This window comes from Kocuria sp. UCD-OTCP (genome assembly GCF_000349605.1).
GTDB lineage: Bacteria > Actinomycetota > Actinomycetes > Actinomycetales > Micrococcaceae > Kocuria > Kocuria rosea.
The window spans coordinates 27,526-44,336 of sequence record NZ_AOSQ01000016.1 but is presented as its reverse complement, the minus strand read 5'-3'; the positions used below and the strand labels follow the sequence as shown (position 1 = coordinate 44,336).

The 16,811-nt window shown below is 75.4% G+C and carries 10 protein-coding genes; 5 read left to right on the top strand and 5 right to left on the bottom strand.

Annotated features, from left to right (window positions below; translation table 11 throughout):
- Positions 1 to 14 precede the first annotated feature (14 nt).
- Positions 15 to 1,751 carry a formate--tetrahydrofolate ligase gene (locus tag H488_RS24715; RefSeq protein WP_017832821.1) on the top strand — a complete coding sequence of 579 codons (1,737 nt, stop codon included), beginning with the start codon at positions 15 to 17 and terminating at the stop codon, positions 1,749 to 1,751.
- Positions 1,752 to 1,869: 118 nt separating this feature from the next.
- Here the strand turns inward: H488_RS24715 and H488_RS36505 are convergent, their stop codons facing one another.
- The 5 genes from H488_RS36505 to H488_RS37120 form a co-directional block, all read right to left on the bottom strand.
- The gene (locus H488_RS36505) at positions 1,870 to 5,235 is read right to left on the bottom strand and encodes a DUF3376 domain-containing protein (RefSeq protein WP_441295098.1); all 3,366 of its coding nucleotides are present in this window, start codon (positions 5,233 to 5,235) and stop codon (positions 1,870 to 1,872) included.
- Positions 5,236 to 5,341: 106 nt separating this feature from the next.
- Positions 5,342 to 6,640, bottom strand: coding sequence for a glycosyltransferase (locus H488_RS24700; RefSeq protein WP_017832818.1), 1,299 nt, complete (start codon positions 6,638 to 6,640; stop codon positions 5,342 to 5,344).
- Entirely contained in the window at positions 6,637 to 8,829 is a 2,193-nt protein-coding gene (locus tag H488_RS24695; protein ID WP_017832817.1) for a glycosyltransferase, read from the bottom strand. Before H488_RS24695 ends, H488_RS24700 begins: the two co-directional genes overlap by 4 nt.
- A gap of 53 nt (positions 8,830 to 8,882) precedes the next feature.
- The gene (locus tag H488_RS37125; RefSeq protein WP_043738780.1) at positions 8,883 to 9,866 is read right to left on the bottom strand and encodes a bile acid:sodium symporter family protein; all 984 of its coding nucleotides are present in this window, start codon (positions 9,864 to 9,866) and stop codon (positions 8,883 to 8,885) included.
- Positions 9,860 to 10,519 carry an MBL fold metallo-hydrolase gene (locus tag H488_RS37120; RefSeq protein WP_017832815.1) on the bottom strand — a complete coding sequence of 220 codons (660 nt, stop codon included), beginning with the start codon at positions 10,517 to 10,519 and terminating at the stop codon, positions 9,860 to 9,862. Before H488_RS37120 ends, H488_RS37125 begins: the two co-directional genes overlap by 7 nt.
- A 269-nt stretch (positions 10,520 to 10,788) precedes the next feature.
- Between H488_RS37120 and H488_RS24680 the strand changes: the two genes are divergently transcribed.
- The 4 genes from H488_RS24680 to H488_RS24665 are packed head-to-tail and all read left to right on the top strand — an operon-like array spanning position 10,789 to position 16,800.
- Complete coding sequence (locus H488_RS24680) at positions 10,789 to 11,325, top strand: MarR family winged helix-turn-helix transcriptional regulator (protein ID WP_017832814.1); 537 nt, start codon at positions 10,789 to 10,791, stop codon at positions 11,323 to 11,325.
- The gene (locus tag H488_RS24675) at positions 11,322 to 13,058 is read left to right on the top strand and encodes an MDR family MFS transporter (RefSeq protein WP_017832813.1); all 1,737 of its coding nucleotides are present in this window, start codon (positions 11,322 to 11,324) and stop codon (positions 13,056 to 13,058) included. Before H488_RS24680 ends, H488_RS24675 begins: the two co-directional genes overlap by 4 nt.
- 44 nt (positions 13,059 to 13,102) lie before the next feature.
- On the top strand, positions 13,103 to 16,108 hold the full coding sequence (gene uvrA / locus H488_RS24670) for an excinuclease ABC subunit UvrA (RefSeq protein WP_017832812.1): 3,006 nt from the start codon (positions 13,103 to 13,105) through the stop codon (positions 16,106 to 16,108).
- The gene (locus H488_RS24665; RefSeq protein ID WP_043738772.1) at positions 16,105 to 16,800 is read left to right on the top strand and encodes an HAD hydrolase-like protein; all 696 of its coding nucleotides are present in this window, start codon (positions 16,105 to 16,107) and stop codon (positions 16,798 to 16,800) included. The genes uvrA and H488_RS24665 overlap by 4 nt, the downstream gene beginning before the upstream one ends.
- The last annotated feature ends 11 nt before the right edge of the window (positions 16,801 to 16,811 follow it).

Genomic DNA, 16,811 nt, shown 5'->3' with positions numbered 1-16,811 from the left:
AGCAGACTGGCCCCATGACGCACGTCACCGACCCGATGCCCTCGGACCTGGAGATCGCCCAGGCCGCCCGGCCCCGCCCCGTGAGCGAGATCGCGGCGGCCGCCGGGATCGCCGCCGACCGCCTGGAGCCCTACGGGCGCTTCGTGGCGAAGGTCGACCCGCGCCCGGACGAGGTGTCCACCCCCGAGGAGGCCGCCGCGCGCAAGCACGCCCGCGGCGTGCGGTACGTGGTGGTCACGTCGCTGACCCCCACGCCGCTCGGCGAGGGGAAGACGGCCACGGCGGTGGGCCTGGCCCAGGGCATGGCCGCCACCGGCCGCTCCGCCGCCCTGACCCTGCGCCAGCCCTCTATGGGGCCCACGTTCGGGATCAAGGGCGGGGCGGCGGGGGCTGGGTACGCCCAGCTACTGCCGATGGACAAGCTGAACCTGCACCTGACCGGGGACTTCCACGCCGTGACGGCCGCCCACAACCTGCTGGCGGCGATGATCGACAACCACCTGCACCACGGCAACGCCCTGGGCCTGGACGCCCGCTCGATCACGTGGCGGCGGGTCCTCGACGTCAACGACCGGGCGCTGCGCACCGTGGTGGTGGGCCTCGGCGACCACCAGGACGGTGTCCCCCGCCAGACGGGCTTCGACATCACGGCCGCGTCCGAGGTGATGGTGATCCTCTCGCTCGCCACGTCCTTCGCCGACCTGCGCCGGCGCCTGGGCCGGATCGTGGTGGGCGCCACGTACGACGGCGAGCCGGTCTCCGCCGAGGACCTCAAGGCCGCCGGGTCCATGGCGGTGCTGCTGCAGGACGCCTTCCAGCCGAACCTGCTGCAGACCCTCGAGGCGACCCCGGCGCTGGTCCACGCCGGACCGTTCGGCAACATCGCGACCGGCAACTCCTCCGTGGTCGCCGACTACGTGGCCATGGCCCACGCCGACTACGTCATCACCGAGGCCGGGTTCGGCGCGGACATGGGCCTCGAGCGCCTGGTCAACGTCAAGGCCAGGGCCTCCGGCCTGACCCCGGACGCGGCGGTGCTCGTGACCACGGTGCGGGCGCTGAAGACCCACTCCGGCCGCTACAGCGTGCGCCCGGGCAGGGCGCTGCCGGCGGAGATGCTCCAGGAGAACCCCGGGGACGTGGAGGCGGGGGCGGCGAACCTGCTCCACCACCTGGCGATCGCCCGGTCCTTCGGGATCTCCCCGGTCGTGGCGATCAACGCGTTCCCCGGGGACCACCCCTCGGAGCACGAGGCGATCCGCCGGATCGCCCGGGCGACCGGGGCGGAGGTGGCCGTGTGCACGGCGGTGTCCGAGGGCGGCGCCGGGGCGGCCGAGCTCGCCGACGCCGTGGCCGCGGCGTGCGAGCACCCGGCCGGGTACACCCCGACCTACGGGCTCACCGAGTCCCTCGAGGACAAGCTCACCGCGGTCGCCACCCGCGTCTACGGCGCGGACGGCCTCGAGATCACCCCGGCCGCGGAGCACCAGCTGGCCCGCTACGAGGAGCTCGGCTACGGGGGGCTGCCGGTCGTCATCGCCAAGACCCACCTGTCCACCACGGCGGACCCGGCCCGCAAGGGAGCGCCCACCGGGTGGTCCCTGCCCGTCCGGGAGCTGCGCGCCGCCGTGGGCGCCGGGTACCTCTACGCGATCTGCGGGACGATGCGCACCATGCCGGGACTGGGCACCTCCCCGGCGGCGGAGCGGATCGGGATCGACGACGACGGGCGCGTCACCGGTCTCTTCTGAGGGCCGCCCCTCCGGGACCCGCCTCATCCGGGACCCGCCTCGTCCCGGACCTGCCCGATCCGGGACCCGCCCCGTTCCCGACCCGGAGTGGACGGCTCACCGGCGGGGCAGCAGCTCCTCACCGGGGCCGTGCCGCCGCAGCATGCCCTCGGCGGGCGCCCACCACAGGACGGCCGCCCAGGCGTAGGCGGCCCCGGCCACGGCCGCCAGGTCGGTCCACAGCGACCCGGGGCCGCCGGCCCAGGACCACAGCACCCAGGACGCGGCGCCGCCGACGGCCGCCGCGGCCGGGACGACGGCGAGGGCCCAGGCGGGCTGCACCCACCCCGCCAGGAGCAGGGCACCGACCGCCAGCAGCGCCACGGCCAGCACGGCGGCCCGCGCTCCGGCGCCGTCCGGCACGAGCCCCGGGAGGCCGGTCAGGGCCGCCACGGCCCAGACCGCCACCGCGGCCGGCACCACGAGGACCGCCCGCCCGATCTCGTCCAGGCCCTCGCGGCGCGGCACGCGCAGCGCGAGCACCGCGCTCAGGCGCTCCAGGGCGAGCACGCCGAGCACCAGCAGCAGGACCGCGGCCGCGCGCCCGGACGGCACGGCCGCCCCGAGCGGGAGCAGCAGGGACAGGGCGGCCGCACCCGCGAGGGCGGACCGCCGCAGCGCGCCGCCGCGGGCGGCGCCGACCTCCGCGGCAGTGACCGCCGGGACGGCCGATCCCGCAGGCTCCCCGGAGGCGGCCCCGGTGCGAGGAGGCGGCCGCTCCCCGGCGGCGTCCCGGACGGCCGACCACCTCCGCAGCGCGCGCCGCCCCGTCCGCAGGAGGGACAGCACGAGCGCCGCGGCGACCGCCGCGAGCAGGGCGGCACCGGGCCAGGACCACGCCCGTGCCTCCGCGGCGACCGGGCCCGCGGCCGGCCACAGCCCGGCCGTCAGCGCCACGGCGGCCAGGGCGGCGCGCACCGGGGTCACCACCGCGGGCACGAGCACGAGCAGGGGCTGGAGCACCAGCAGCACGACCTCCCAGACGGGGCGGGGCATTTTCGAAACCGTTTTGGTGTCCTCGCCNTCCAGGGCCATAAAATTCTTTCGAAAAGTGCCCCGGGGCCAGCCGGTCCAGCCCGTCGGCGCTCGCGCCGACCACCGCCCGGCCGCGGGCGGGACAGCCGTGCCCGGCGTCGCGCAGCAGGGCGTCCTGCAGGCCGGCGACGACGGGGTCGACCGTCGGGCTGTCCCCGGCCGGGGAACCGCTCGGCGCGCTGGGCGGGGCCGTCGGGGGCGTCGAGGGTGTCGGGGGAGACGCCGGAGCGGCCGCCGGCAGCCCGCGCAGGAATCCGGCGACCCCGGCCGCCGCGTCGAGGCGTCCCCACCACCAGTCGTGGGCCCGCCAGTCCGCGGCCAGGAACCCCCGGAAGTTCAGCAGTCCCGCACCGGCCAGCTTGGCGCCCGCCGGCATCCGCTCCTCGGCGTCCGTGAGCAGGCGGGCGAGCTCCCGGGGATCCGCCCCCGGCGTGTCGAGGGCCTGCTGGAGGCGGTCACGGACCAGCGCCGCCCGGAGCGCGGGGAACGCGTCCGGCGCCGCGGGGGCCTGGTCGCCGCGGATCTCCCCGTAGGCCACAGGGGACACCGCGGCGGGGATCCCTGCGGCGGCCAGGAGCGGGGGCAGGTCCGCCGCGCCCGGCGCCCTCTCCCCGGCGGGGATCCTGGACCAGGGTGACGCCTCCCAGACCGCGCGGCGGGCCGCCCGGCCGGGGACGTCGGCGTCCAGGTGCTCGTCCACCGCGGCGCGCAGTCCCCGGAGCCCGTCCACGACCGCGTCGAGCTCGGCCCAGGAGGCGTCCGCCGGCCGGTGCCCCGCGCCGGCCGCGCCGAGCCAGGGGTCCACGGCCCCGGTGAGATCGGCCGCCGGGTCCGCGACGGCGGCCAGCACGGCGTGGAAGCGCCGGTCGCGCTCGTGGCGGGCGCGCGCCAGCACCCGGTAGGCGCGCTCGCGGGCGAGGGACCGGTCGAATCCCCCGGGCGGTCCGGCCGGCCCGTCGAGGCCCAGCTCCTCCAGCACGCGCGCCCATGACAGCACGCAGGCGGCGGCGTCGAACAGGGCCTGCGCCCCGCGCAGCACCGCGGCGGCGGCGGGGTCCTCCAGCGGGCCCCGGGAGAGGGCGTCGTAGCGCCGGAGCAGCTCCGCCCGCAGCGGGTCGAGCGCACGGGGCGGCCGGGCCCGCAGGGCGTCGCGCCGGGCCAGGGTCGAGGTGAGCTGCCACTGCGCCGGGCGGGTCAGGAGGCGGGACAGCAGGTCGGCGTCGGTCCGGGCCCGGTAGCGCAGGTAGGCCCGGCGCCGCTCCTCGAGGGAGGCCTCGTCCCAGCCCCCGATCAGCGCCGCGAGCGGGTGCAGGCGGCCGCCGGCCACGAGCTGGGCGTCCAGGTAGTCGGACAGGGCCAGGACCTCGTCGTCGTCCGACTCCCGCCGCGGCAGCCGGGAGACCGTGGCGGCGAGCGTGCCCACGAGCCGCGGCAGGTCGCGCACGAAGGGCACGGCACGCTCGCGGTGGGGCGGGTCCGGGTCGAGGTACAGCAGGGCCCGGTCGGCGTGCCGCAGGGACGTCCTGGTGCGCGCGGCCTCGAGGGCCCGGTCGATGGGGATGTTGTCGAACACCCCGCCGTCGACCACGTGGTAGGGCAGTTCCGCGGGGTCGCGGTGGGCGCCGAACGCGTGGCTCAGATCCGGGCGCCCGGCCGCCGGGCCCGGGGCGCCCCGCGGGCCCGGGGTCGGGGCGGACCACACCGAGGCCGGCTCGAAGGCGCCGGGGAAGGAGGACGTCGCCCGGGCGGCGTAGGCCAGCCGGGACAGCGCGGCCGCGGCCTGCGCGGGGGCCGTGTCCCGCCCCGGGATGTCGTTGTCCAGGGACGGACCGGGGGAGCCCGGCTCCGGGGAGGAGAAGTGGAAGTCGCTGCGCCCCTCCGCCGACGCGCTGTAGGGCGAGGGGTCGCTGTCCAGGACCGTCGCGGAGAGCTCGACCGTGACGTGCTCGGCCACCAGGTCCGGGTGGTGCTCCGGGCTGCCCCGGAGCGCCAGGAGCGCCTCCAGCAGCCGTGGCCACAGGTAGTCGTCGCCGCGCAGCAGGGAGTCCACGGGGTGCCGTCCGAGCGGGCGCAGCAGCCGGCCGAGGGCGCCGTGCTCCGCCCAGATCCGGCCGAGGGCGTCCAGGTCGGAGCCCGCGCGCTGGGCCACGGCGTGCACCACGCCGTTGAGCCCGCCGGCGCTGGCCCCGGCGAGGAGGTCGATGTCCACCCTGTCGTAGCCGGCGTCCGCGAGCAGCCGCGCGTACACCGCCGCCCGCTCCTCGAGCACCGGGTCCGGGGTCTCGGCGGGGTGCAGGAGGTAGGCGTGCAGCGCCCCGCGGCGGTCCCGGTGGATCCGGATCCGGCGCAGCAGGTCCAGCTCGGCCACCGCGCCGCCGATCCACACGGCGAGGCTCACGCCGCCGCGCATGGCGAGGGCGAGGCGGAGGGTGCGGCCGAACGCCGGCGCCTGCCCGGCCGTCGCCCCGGCCAGCCCCCGGGACGGCGGCAGGACGGTCAGTGGCAGGCCCGAGGGCTCACTCGACAAGGGCCGCGAACGCCCGCGCCGGCCCGGGCCGGCGGGTCAGGTCGTGCCGGAGGTCCTCGAGCGCCCCCCGCCGCTCGTGGCCGTCGTCGAGCAGCCCGGCCACGGCGTCCCGCACCTCGGCGGTCGACAGGGCGTTGGGGTCGAGCACCGTCCCGAGCCCCGCCGCCTCGAGGGCCGCCGCCCCGGCGAACTGGTCCGTGGACATCGGCAGCAGCAGCAGGGGCACCCCGGCGGTGAGCGCCTCGGTCACGCTGTTGTTCCCGCCGTGGGAGACCGCGACGCTCGCGCGGCGCAGCAGGGTGACCTGCGGCAGGGTGCCGCGCACGAGCCAGGACTCCGGGACCGGGCCCAGCTCGGCGGGCCGGGTCGCCCCGGCCGCGAGGGCGACCCGCACGTCCAGGCCGCGGAGGGCCTCCGCGACCCGGGCGAGCACGTCCCCGCGCACGGACAGGAAGCTGCCGAGGCTGATGTAGACGATCGGGCGGTCCGAGCCGGCCAGCCACGCGGCCACCTCCGGGTCCTCGGCCTCCTCCCGGACGGCCGAGCCCAGGAACGTGTGCTCGGGCAGCGCCCGGGTCCGGTGCTCGTCGTGGAGCTCGCCCGGGTAGTTGAGCAGGAGGTCGTCGCCGGTCTCCGCGAAGGCGTCGGCGCTCGCCGGGGTCCCGGGGGCGATCTGCTGCAGGGCCTCGTTCCACTGCTCCGTGAACTCGTCCCGCACCGAGGAGCACAGCCGGTGCAGCGCCTCCAGCTCGGCCGGGGACGGGCGCAGCCGGCCGGGCCACGCGGGCGGGTGCCCGTAGACCTCGTCGGCCACCGTCAGGGCCGAGGGGTGGCCCAGGACCACGTCGGCGTGCCGGATCCCGGAGCCGGTCAGGGCCAGACGCGCCGCGAAGGCCAGGTGGTCCACGACCACCTGGTCCGGCCGGACGCGGTCCACCACGTCCTGCACCCGCCGTGCCGTGCCCAGCGGGTCCCAGAGCAGGTCGTCGCGCCGGGCCCGGGCCTGGAAGGCCAGGGTCTCCGCGGGGCCGCGGCGGGTGGCGGCGAAGAACCCGCGCAGGGCGTCGTCCTCCCCGGGCGGCTGCTCCTCGGCCCGGATGACCCCGGGGTTGGAGCCGCGGCCCAGCGGCAGGATCTCGACCTCGAAGCCGAAGCCCCGGGCGATGGCGGCGGTCGCCGGACCGGTGGCCACGACCACCCGCTCCCCGGCGTCCCGCCACGCGGTGGCCAGGGTCGCGAGGGGGAACAGGTGGGAGGCGTAGTCCGGGCTGATCACGAGCAGGGTCACGGGGTGGGGCTCCTGTCGGCCGTGTGCGCCACGGCGTCGTCGTAGACGGAGGTGAGGGCGGTCGCCATCCCCTCGATGCTGAAGCGGTCGCGGACCATGGCGCGGGCCGCGTCGGCGGTGCGCTCCGCGTCGGGGCGCGCCGCCAGGTCGAGGGCCCGGGCCACGGCCCGGGCCAGCGCGGCGGGGTCGCCGGTGTCGACGAGGACGCCGGTGACGCCGTCGGCCACGAAGGTGGCCGGCCCGCCGGCGTCGGGCGCCACGACCGGCAGCCCGGTGGCGAGGGCCTCGACCAGCGCCACGCCGAACTCCTCCTTGAGGCTCGCGCAGACGTAGACGCCGGCGGGGGAGGACAGGCCTGGCCGGCCCCGGCGCACCGCGGCGAGCCAGGCGGCCACGGTGGCGTGGGGACGGTGGCCGGCCAGAAGCAGGCCGGCGGTAGCGGCCTCGGCCCGGGGGAGGGCGGCGTCGATCCGGGTGAGCTGCTCCCGCTCGTCGGCGGAGGGGGAGACGAGGTCCCCGCCCACGACGAGGAGATTGCAGCGGTCCCGCAGCCCGGCGTCCCGGGCCCAGGCCTCGACGAGAGTGGCCGTGCCCTTCACCCGGTGCAGGCGGCCCACCGTGACCACGAGCGGCAGTCCGCGCCGGGCGGCGGGCAGGGCCGCGAGCACGGTGTCGAGCTCCGCGAGGTGCGCTCCGGCACCGGTGCGCACCTGCTGGGCGGCACGGTCCACGGCACCCAGGTCGATGCCCTCCGGCACCACCGTGCACCGCCCGGGCTCGTCCAGGTCCACGTCGAGCAGCTCGCGGGCGTCCCGGGCCAGGTCCGGGCGGGGGAAGAGCACCAGGTGCTCCGCCCGCGCCGCGAGGTCGGCGAGCAGGCGCACGCGGAACCACAGGTGCTCCACGCCGTCGGCCGCGCCGAAGCCGGCCCGGGTCAGGGTGCCGGCGCGCTCGCGGGCGGCGACGAGCGCGTGCGGATCGGGGGCCATCGTGAGCACCCACGGGATGCCGAGCTCCGCGGCCACCGCCGCGGCCGCCATCGAGCCGACGTCGGCCATGCGCAGGTGCAGCACGTCCACGGGGCCGGCCCGGCGCAGCACGCGCCGCAGCCCCCGTTCCGCGGCCACCCGCCGCGGCCAGGCGTCCGCCATGTGCACCGGGGGTCCGGCGAAGGGGACGACGCCGAAGACGTGCCCCGCCCCCGCCGGACGGGCCGTCGCCGCCCGCGCCTCGTCGTGGGTGCCGCGGGACACCGTGAGCACCTGGGCGACGCCGCCGGGGCCGTCCGGGGCGCTGAGGGCGTCGCCCAGCTGGGCGAGCAGCGTGGCGATCCCGCCGTTGTCCCCCCGCCCGGAGAAGGTGAGGTCCCGGTCGATCTCCGCGTGCAGGAACGGCTGCAGGACCGTGAGCCCGTCCCCGCGGGAGGCCGGGGCGGGACCGGCGGCGGCGTGGAGGTCGGCGAGGGCGAGCCGGGCCACGGCGGCCAGTGGCCCGTCCGCGTCGGCGCACGCCCCGGCGAGGTCCGTCAGGTCGGCCACGGACTCGGCGCCGGTCTGGCCGCGGTCGACCAGGGCCTCGAGGGCGGCCCCGCGGACGTCCTGGTCCTCACCGGGACTGCCGGCCAGGGCGCGGAGGCGCGCGGCGGGCCCGGCCCCGGGGACGAGCCCCAGGGTCTCGGTGAGCCGTGCGCGGGGACCGGAATTGACGGTTCCCGCGAGCGCGTGCTCGAGGGCGGTCCCGACCGTGTCCGGTGCCGCCGGGGCCCAGGCCTGCAGGGTGCGCTGGGCCAGCATGCCGGGGAAGCCGCCGCCGGTCACGAGGTCGGCGAGCGGGGCGACGGCGCGGGGGAGGGGGGCCCGGTCGGCGAGGGCCCCCGCGGTGTGCTCCCGCAGCCACGGCTCGTCGTCGAGGAGCGCGGTGAGGAGCGTGTCCGCCCGGGACCCGGGCACGGAGGCGAGGGCATGGACGGCGGCGATCGCCGCAACGTGGTCGTCGCGCCGGCGGATCTCCTCCGCGAGCACGGGCAGCGCCCCGGCTGGATCCTCCCGGACCGCCTGCAGCAGGTCGTCGGCGCGACGGATGCCGTCGAGGATCGAGGGGGCGCGGCGGACGGCCTCGAGGGCCTCGTGCGTCGCCGCGCCGGTGCGCTCTGCGCTCGTTGACGGGGCGCGGGGCGCGGCGAAGGTCATGGGCCTCACCGTAGCCGAGGCCCGGTGCCGCGCACAGCGGGTCGCGGGGATTCTCAGGCTCCTGGGAGCCGGCGCGCCGCCCGCGCGTCGGCACGGCGGCAGAGCAGGGCGAACAGGGCGCCCGAGAGGTTGTGCCAGACCGAGAACACCGCGGCAGGCAGGGCGGCGAGGGGGTTCATGTACTGGGCGGCGAGCCCGGCGGCCAGCCCCGAGTTCTGCATGCCCACCTCCACGGCGGTGGTGCGGCGCACGGCGATCGGCTGCCGCGTCACCGCCCCCACGAGGTGGCCGAGGACCAGGCCCAGGACGTTGTGCAGGGCCACGGCCGCGAGCACGAGCAGGCCCGCCTCCACGATCCGGTCGGCGCTGCCCGAGACGACGATGGCCACGATCACGGCGATGGCCGCCACCGACACCCACGGCAGGGCGGGCAGGGCGCGCTCGACCAGGCGGGGCGCGAGCAGTCGGACGGCGAGGCCCGCGACAACGGGCAGGAGGACGATCTTGGTGATCGACCATGCCATCGCCCCGCCGTCCACCGGCAGGTACTGCCCGGCCAGCCACAGGGTGAGCAGCGGGGTCAGCAGCGGTGCGAGCAGCGTGGAGATCGAGGTCATGGCGACGGACAGGGCCACGTCGCCGCGGGCGAGGTAGGCGACCACGTTGGAGGCCGTCCCCCCGGGCGCGCAGCCCACCAGGATCACGCCCGCGGCGAGCTCCGGCGGCAGCCGCAGCAGGAACACCACGAGCAGCGCCACGAGGGGCATGATCACGTACTGGGCCGCGACGCCGAGCAGCACCGGCAGTGGCCGCTTCGCCACGAGCGCGAAGTCCACGGGCCGCAGGGTCAGGCCCATGCCGAACATGACCACGCCCAGCAGGGGGTTGATCCACCCGGACAGGCCGCTCACGGCGCCAGGGGCGAGGAAGCCCACGAGCCCGCCCGCGAGGACGAGCACGGGGAAGAGCAGGACGGCGGTGTAGGCGCCGCGGTCGGGCGCGGCGGTGACGGCCGCCGCGGGCCCGGGACCTACCACCCGCGGGCCCGCCACTCCTCGAGGTGCGGGCGCTCCGCCCCGAGCGTGGTCGGCTTCCCGTGGCCGGGGTGGACCACGGTGTCGTCCTCGAAGCGCTCGAAGACGCGCTCGGTGACGTCGTCCATCAGCTGCCGGAAGTCCTCGGGGCTGTTCGTCTTGCCCACGCCGCCGGGGAAGAGGGAGTCGCCGGAGAAGATGTGCGCCGGGCCCTGCGGGTCGCGGTAGACCAGGGCGATCGAACCGGGGGTGTGCCCGCGCAGGCCGATGACCTCGAGGTCGAAGCCGTCGAACTCCGCCGTGTCGCCGTCCTCGAAGGTCAGGTCCATGGGCACGGCGATGTCGGACTCGTCGTCGGCGCCGCACGCCGTCATGGCCTCGGAGCGGGAGCGGACCTCCTCGAGGGCGCGGACGTGGTCCCAGTGCGAGTGGGTGGTGATGATGAGCTGGAGATTGCCGTAGGCCTGCGAGCAGTCGCCGTTGCCGGCTCCCACGAGGCCGGCGATGGCCCGGGCGTCGTCGGCCGCGTCGATGAGGACCTGCGTGCCCTCGTCCTTGGACGTGAGGAGGTAGACGTTGTTGTCCATCTCGCTCACGGAGATCCGGCGAATCGTGACCTCGGAGAGGTCGGTGACCTCCGTCTTCGTTGCGATCATGAGGACGAAGGTACTCCCGACTCCTGACACTGGCCAATCGCGGGCGCTCCGGGGCGCCGGGCGGTGTGTCCGACGGCACGGGCGCCGGGGTTGGCTTCCCCGCGCCGTCCGGATAAAGTTGCGTGAGGCAACAAATTATCAGGGCATCGGGTGGCACCACGCCCGCGTCGTCGTCGACGCGGGACCCCGCGAGGAGCGGGGCGTGCGGACCGGGTGCCCCTTCGTCGTTGTCGCCCCGAATATCCCCCCCGATCCCGGAGGAGCCTCCGTTGCCCGTCTCCCACGACACCGCCGTGGAGCTCGTGCGCGACCTGCTGGAGCTGCAGCGCGTCATGAAGCGCGTGACCAAGACCGACGCCGGCCCGCGCCGGCTCAACCCCACGGCGATCGCCCTGCTCTACTACCTCGACGGCAACGGACCCCGCCGGGCCACCGTGATGGCCGCCGAGACCGGTCTCGGGCCCTCGGGGCTGAGCCGCCAGCTGGCCGTCCTCGAGGAGGAGGGCCACGTGGAGCGCACCCCCGACCCCGACGACGGGCGCGCCGCGCTGGTCGCCATCACGGATCGGGGCCGCGAGCAGGTCCGGGCCGTGCTGGAGCAGGACGCCCAGCGCCTCGCCGCGCGGCTCGAGGGCTGGGACGAGGAGCAGGCCCGCACCAGCCGCGGGGCCATCAACGAGATCACCACCGTCTTCCTGGACTCCCTCGGTGTGGAGCGCACCACGTCCTGCCGGGACCAGCCGGACCGGGACCACACGGACCGAGAGCACGCAGACCGAGAGCACGAGGAGCAGACCGCACCATGACGTCACAGCAACCGACCACCGCACCGGGCGGGGGGACCGGCGCCTCCCACAAGGAGGTCATGCGGGCGCTCACGGGGATCCTCTCGGTGTTCTTCATGGCGATGGTCACCCTCACGATCATCGGCACGGCCCTGCCCGTGATCATGGCCGACCTCGGCGGGGACCAGACGTCCCTGTCCTGGACGGTCACCGGCACCCTGCTCGCCAACGCCGCGACCACGCCCGTCTGGGGCAAGCTCGCCGACCTCTTCGACAAGAAGAAGCTGCTGCAGCTGTCCATCGTGATCTTCGTGCTCGGCTCGGCCATGGCCGGGCTGGCCCCGACCATCGAGTTCCTCATCCTGGCCCGCGTGGTCCAGGGCGTGGCCATGGGCGGGATCATGGCCCTGGCCATGACGATCATGGGCACGATCATCCCGCCCCGGGAGCGCGGCCGCTACGCCGGCTACATGGGCGCCGTCATGGCCGTGGCCACCTCCGCCGGCCCGCTGCTGGGCGGGCTCATCGTGGACCTCTTCGGCTGGCGCTGGGTGTTCCTCATCCCCGCCCCGCTGGCGGTCCTGGCGGCCGTGCTCGTCCACCGCACCCTGCACATCCCGCCGCAGGCGCCCCGGAAGGTGAGCATCGACTGGCTCGGCATCGCGCTGCTGATCGTCTCGGCCTCCGCGCTGCTGCTGTGGGTGTCCCTGGCCGGGCAGCCGGGCATGTTCGAGTGGGTCTCGGCGACCTCCGCGGCCCTCGTGGCCACCGCGCTCGTGGGCTCCGTGCTGTTCGTGCTCGTGGAGCAGCGCGCCGCCGAGCCGGTGCTGCCCATCCGCGTGGTCACCGAGCGCACCACCGCGCTGGCCATCCTCGCGGCCATCGCCACCGGCGCGGCCATGTTCGCCTCGACCACCTACCTCGGCCAGTACTTCCAGCTGGGCCAGGGCTTCAGCCCCACCATGGCCGGGATGCTCATGCTCCCGCAGGTGTTCGGCTCCCTCGTGGGCGCCACGGTCGCCGGGCAGCTGATCACCCGCTACGGGCGGTGGAAGATCATCCTGGTGGTCGCCGCCGTGCTGATGTCCACGGGCCTGTTCCTCGCCGCCACGCTCACGCACGACACCGCCCTGTGGGCCGTGAGCGTCTTCATCTTCCTCGTGGGCCTGGGCATCGGCGCGCTGAACCAGAACCTGGTCCTGGCGGTGCAGAACACCGTGGGGCTCAAGGACATGGGCGCGGCGTCCTCCTCGGTCGCGTTCTTCCGCACCATGGGCGGCGCCGTGGCGGTCGCCGTGTTCGGCGCCCTCATGAGCTCCCACCTGGCCCGGCAGCTCGCCGAGAGCACCCGGGCCCGCGGCGGGGACCCCGCCGCGGTGGACAGCTCCACGATGGATCTGGAGTCGCTGCCCGCCTCCGTCGAGGGCGTGGTGCGCGAGGCCTACGGCACGGGCACCGGTCTCGTCTTCCTGGTCGCCGCCGTCGCGTCCCTCGTGACCCTGCTCGCGGTGCTCCTCATCAAGGAGGTGCCGCTGCGGCGCACCGTGGACATCGTGGAGGTGGACCCCGCCACGGGCCGGCTGAAGGTCGTCACCCGCACCCTCGACGCCCGCGAGGTCCGCCGCCGGCAGCAGGAGTCCGCGGCCGGTGCGCACGCCGAGGAGACCGGTCCGGGCGCGGACGGCGCCACCGGCGGAGCGGCCCGGGACCGGGTCCGCGAGGACACCTCCACCGGCCCCGTGGACCGGGTGTGAACCCGCCCACGGACCCGGCCCCGATGTCCGGGCCCGGTACTAGAGTGGAGGGCGTGTCTGAGCCGATCCCCACGTCCACCCTGGTCCTGAACCCGTCGACCGATTCCTCCGAAGCCCTCGACGGGCCGGTGATCGCCGCCGGCGCCCGGAGCGCCCGCCGGTCCGACCTCACCGAGATCGTGGTGCAGGGCGCGCGCGAGCACAACCTCGACAACGTCTCGCTGACCGTGCCGCGGGACGCCATGGTCGTGTTCACGGGGCTCTCCGGCTCCGGGAAGTCGTCGCTGGCCTTCGACACGATCTTCGCCGAGGGCCAGCGCCGCTACGTCGAGTCCCTGTCCTCCTACGCCCGGATGTTCCTGGGCCGGGTGGACAAGCCGGACGTCGACTTCATCGAGGGCCTGTCCCCGGCGGTGTCCATCGACCAGAAGTCCACCTCCCGCAACCCGCGCTCCACCGTGGGCACGATCACCGAGATCTACGACTACATGCGCCTGCTGTGGGCGCGTGTCGGCCACCCGCACTGCCCCGAGTGCGGCGAGGCGATCAAGAAGCAGACCCCGCAGCAGATCGTGGACCAGCTCCTCGAGATGCCGGAGACGACCCGCTTCCAGGTGCTCGCGCCCGTGGTGCGCGAGCGCAAGGGCGAGTTCGTGGACCTCTTCCAGGAGCTCTCCGCGAAGGGCTTCTCCCGCGCCACCGTGGACGGCGAGACGGTCCAGCTCTCGGACCCGCCCAAGCTCAAGAAGCAGTACAAGCACACGATCGAGGTGGTCGTGGACCGGCTCGTGGTCAAGGAGGGCATCCGCCAGCGCCTGACCGACTCCGTCGAGACGGCGCTGGGCCTCGCCGAGGGGCGCGTCGTCGTCGAGCTCGTGCCCCGCTCGGACGAGGAGATCGCCCACCCGCTGGAGCTGCGCCGCCCGTTCTCCGAGAACCTCGCCTGCCCCAACGAGCACCCCCTGCAGGCCGACGAGATCGAGCCCCGCTCCTTCTCCTTCAACGCCCCGTTCGGCGCGTGCCCGGAGTGCGACGGCATCGGCTCGCGGCTCGAGGTCGACGAGGAGCTCGTGGTCCCCAACCCGGACCTCTCCCTCGTGGAGGGCGCGATCGCCCCGTGGTCGCTCGGCAAGGCCACGAGCGAGTACTGGAACCGCCTGCTCGCCGGCCTGGGCCAGGAGCTCGGCTTCGACCTGGTCACCCCGTGGGGGAAGCTGCCCGCCAAGGCGCGCAAGGCGATCCTCGAGGGCAAGGACTACCAGGTCACCGTGGCCTACCGGAACCGGTTCGGCCGGGAGCGCCGCTACACCCAGGGCTTCGAGGGCGTGATCGGCTACATCAAGCGCAAGCACGCGGAGACGGAGTCGGACAACGCCAAGGACCGCTACGAGCAGTACATGCGCCAGGTGGCGTGCCCGGCCTGCGACGGCGCCCGGCTGAACCCGACCATGCTCGCCGTGACCGTGGGCGGGAAGAACATCGCCGAGACCACCCGCATGCCCATGCGGGACGCCCACGCGTTCTTCCGGGACCTGGAGCTCAGCACCCGCGAGACGAAGATCGGCGAGCAGGTGCTCAAGGAGATCCAGGCGCGCCTGACGTTCCTCGTGGACGTGGGCCTGGACTACCTCAACCTGGAGCGCGCCGCCGCGACGCTGTCCGGCGGCGAGGCCCAGCGCATCCGCCTGGCCACCCAGATCGGGGCCGGGCTCGTGGGCGTGCTCTACGTCCTGGACGAGCCCTCGATCGGCCTGCACCAGCGGGACAACCGCCGGCTCATCGGGACCCTCACCAAGCTGCGGGACATGGGCAACACCCTGATCGTCGTCGAGCACGACGAGGACACCATCCGCGAGGCCGACTGGATCGTGGACGTCGGCCCCGGCGCCGGCGAGCGCGGCGGGCGCGTGGTGCACTCCGGGACCTACGCGGAGCTCCTCGCCAACGAGGAGTCCATCACGGCCGACTACCTCTCCGGCCGCCGGGCCATCCGGGTGCCGGCGCAGCGCCGGGCGATCGACCGCAAGCGGATGCTCAAGGTGGTGGGCGCGCGGGAGAACAACCTGCGCGGCATCGACGTCGCCTTCCCGCTCGGGGTGCTGACCGCGGTGACCGGGGTTTCCGGGTCCGGGAAGTCCACGCTGGTCAACGACATCCTCTACACGGCGCTGGCCAACAAGCTCAACGGGGCCAAGCAGGTCCCCGGCCGGCACAAGCGGATCGACGGCGTGGACCAGCTCGACAAGGTGGTGCACGTGGACCAGAGCCCGATCGGGCGGACCCCACGCTCCAACCCCGCCACGTACACGGGCGTGTTCGACCACATCCGCAAGCTCTTCGCCGAGACCCCGGAGGCGAAGGTGCGCGGCTACCAGGCCGGCCGGTTCTCCTTCAACGTCAAGGGCGGGCGCTGCGAGGCGTGCTCGGGCGACGGCACGATCAAGATCGAGATGAACTTCCTGCCGGACGTCTACGTCCCGTGCGAGGTGTGCAAGGGCGCCCGGTACAACCGGGAGACCCTCGAGGTGCACTACAAGGGCAAGACCATCGCCGAGGTCCTGGAGATGCCCATCGAGGAGGCCGCCGAGTTCTTCAAGGCGTTCGGCCCGATCGCCCGGCACCTCAACACCCTCGTGGACGTCGGCCTCGGCTACGTCCGCCTGGGCCAGCCCGCCACGACCCTGTCCGGCGGTGAGGCCCAGCGCGTGAAGCTCGGCGCGGAGCTGCAGAAGCGCTCCAACGGCCGCTCCATCTACGTGCTGGACGAGCCCACCACCGGCCTGCACTTCGAGGACATCCGCAAGCTGCTGCTCGTGCTGCAGGGGCTCGTGGACAAGGGCAACACGGTGATGACCATCGAGCACAACCTGGACGTCATCAAGTCCGCCGACTGGATCGTGGACCTCGGCCCGGACGGCGGCTCCGGCGGCGGGCAGGTCGTGGCCGAGGGCACCCCCGAGCAGGTGGCCCGGAACACGAACAGCCACACCGGCCGGTTCCTGGCGGAGGTGCTCGCCGAGCGCCCCGTCCCGGCGGGGGCCGCCCGATGACCGCCCCCGTGGTGCTCTGGGACCTCGACGGCACCCTCCTGGACCCTGCCGGGGCGATCACCGGCGGCATCGCGCGGGCCCTGGCCGAGCACGGCCACGCCGTGCCCGAGGACCTGCGCCGGTTCGTGGGCCCGCCCGTGGGCTTCTCCCTGCGGACCTTCACCGACGTCCCGGAGGAGGACATCCCGGCGGTGGTCGCCACCTACCGGGCCCGCTACCGCACCGAGGGGCTCGCGCAGACGCGGATCTACCCGGGGGTGGAGGAGCTCCTGGAGCGCCTGCACGGGGCCGGCGTGCGGATGGCCGTGGCCACCCAGAAGCCCGAGCCCACCGCCGAGCTCGCCGTCGAGCGGTTCGGCCTCTCCCGGTGGTTCGAGACCGTCTCGGGGGCCGCCGACGACGCCGCGGCCGCCCCCCGCGACGGACTGGCCCACGACAAGCCCGCGATCATCGCCGAGGCACTGCGCCGGCTCGGCGTGGCCGCCCCGGACCCCGCGCGCACGGTGATGATCGGGGACCGACGCTACGACGCCGAAGGTGCGCTCGCCCACGGGATCGACTGCCTGGGCGTCGCCTGGGGCTTCGCCGACGAGGACGAGCTGGGGACCGGCTTCGCCGCCGTGGCCCGGGACGCCGCCGAGCTCGGGGAGCTCCTGGCCCGGTACACCGCCCCGGCCCCGACCGGCCGCTGAGGGGGACCGGA

Bases quoted from the DNA above. Each gene is read 5' to 3' on its own strand.
- H488_RS24715 (WP_017832821.1), top strand. From the start codon at position 15: ATGACGCACGTCACCGACCCGATGCCCTCGGACCTGGAGATCGCCCAG.
- H488_RS24695 (WP_017832817.1), bottom strand. From the start codon at position 8,829: ATGACCTTCGCCGCGCCCCGCGCCCCGTCAACGAGCGCAGAGCGCACC.
- H488_RS37120 (WP_017832815.1), bottom strand. From the start codon at position 10,519: ATGATCGCAACGAAGACGGAGGTCACCGACCTCTCCGAGGTCACGATT.
- H488_RS24675 (WP_017832813.1), top strand. From the start codon at position 11,322: ATGACGTCACAGCAACCGACCACCGCACCGGGCGGGGGGACCGGCGCC.
- H488_RS24665 (WP_043738772.1), top strand. From the start codon at position 16,105: ATGACCGCCCCCGTGGTGCTCTGGGACCTCGACGGCACCCTCCTGGAC.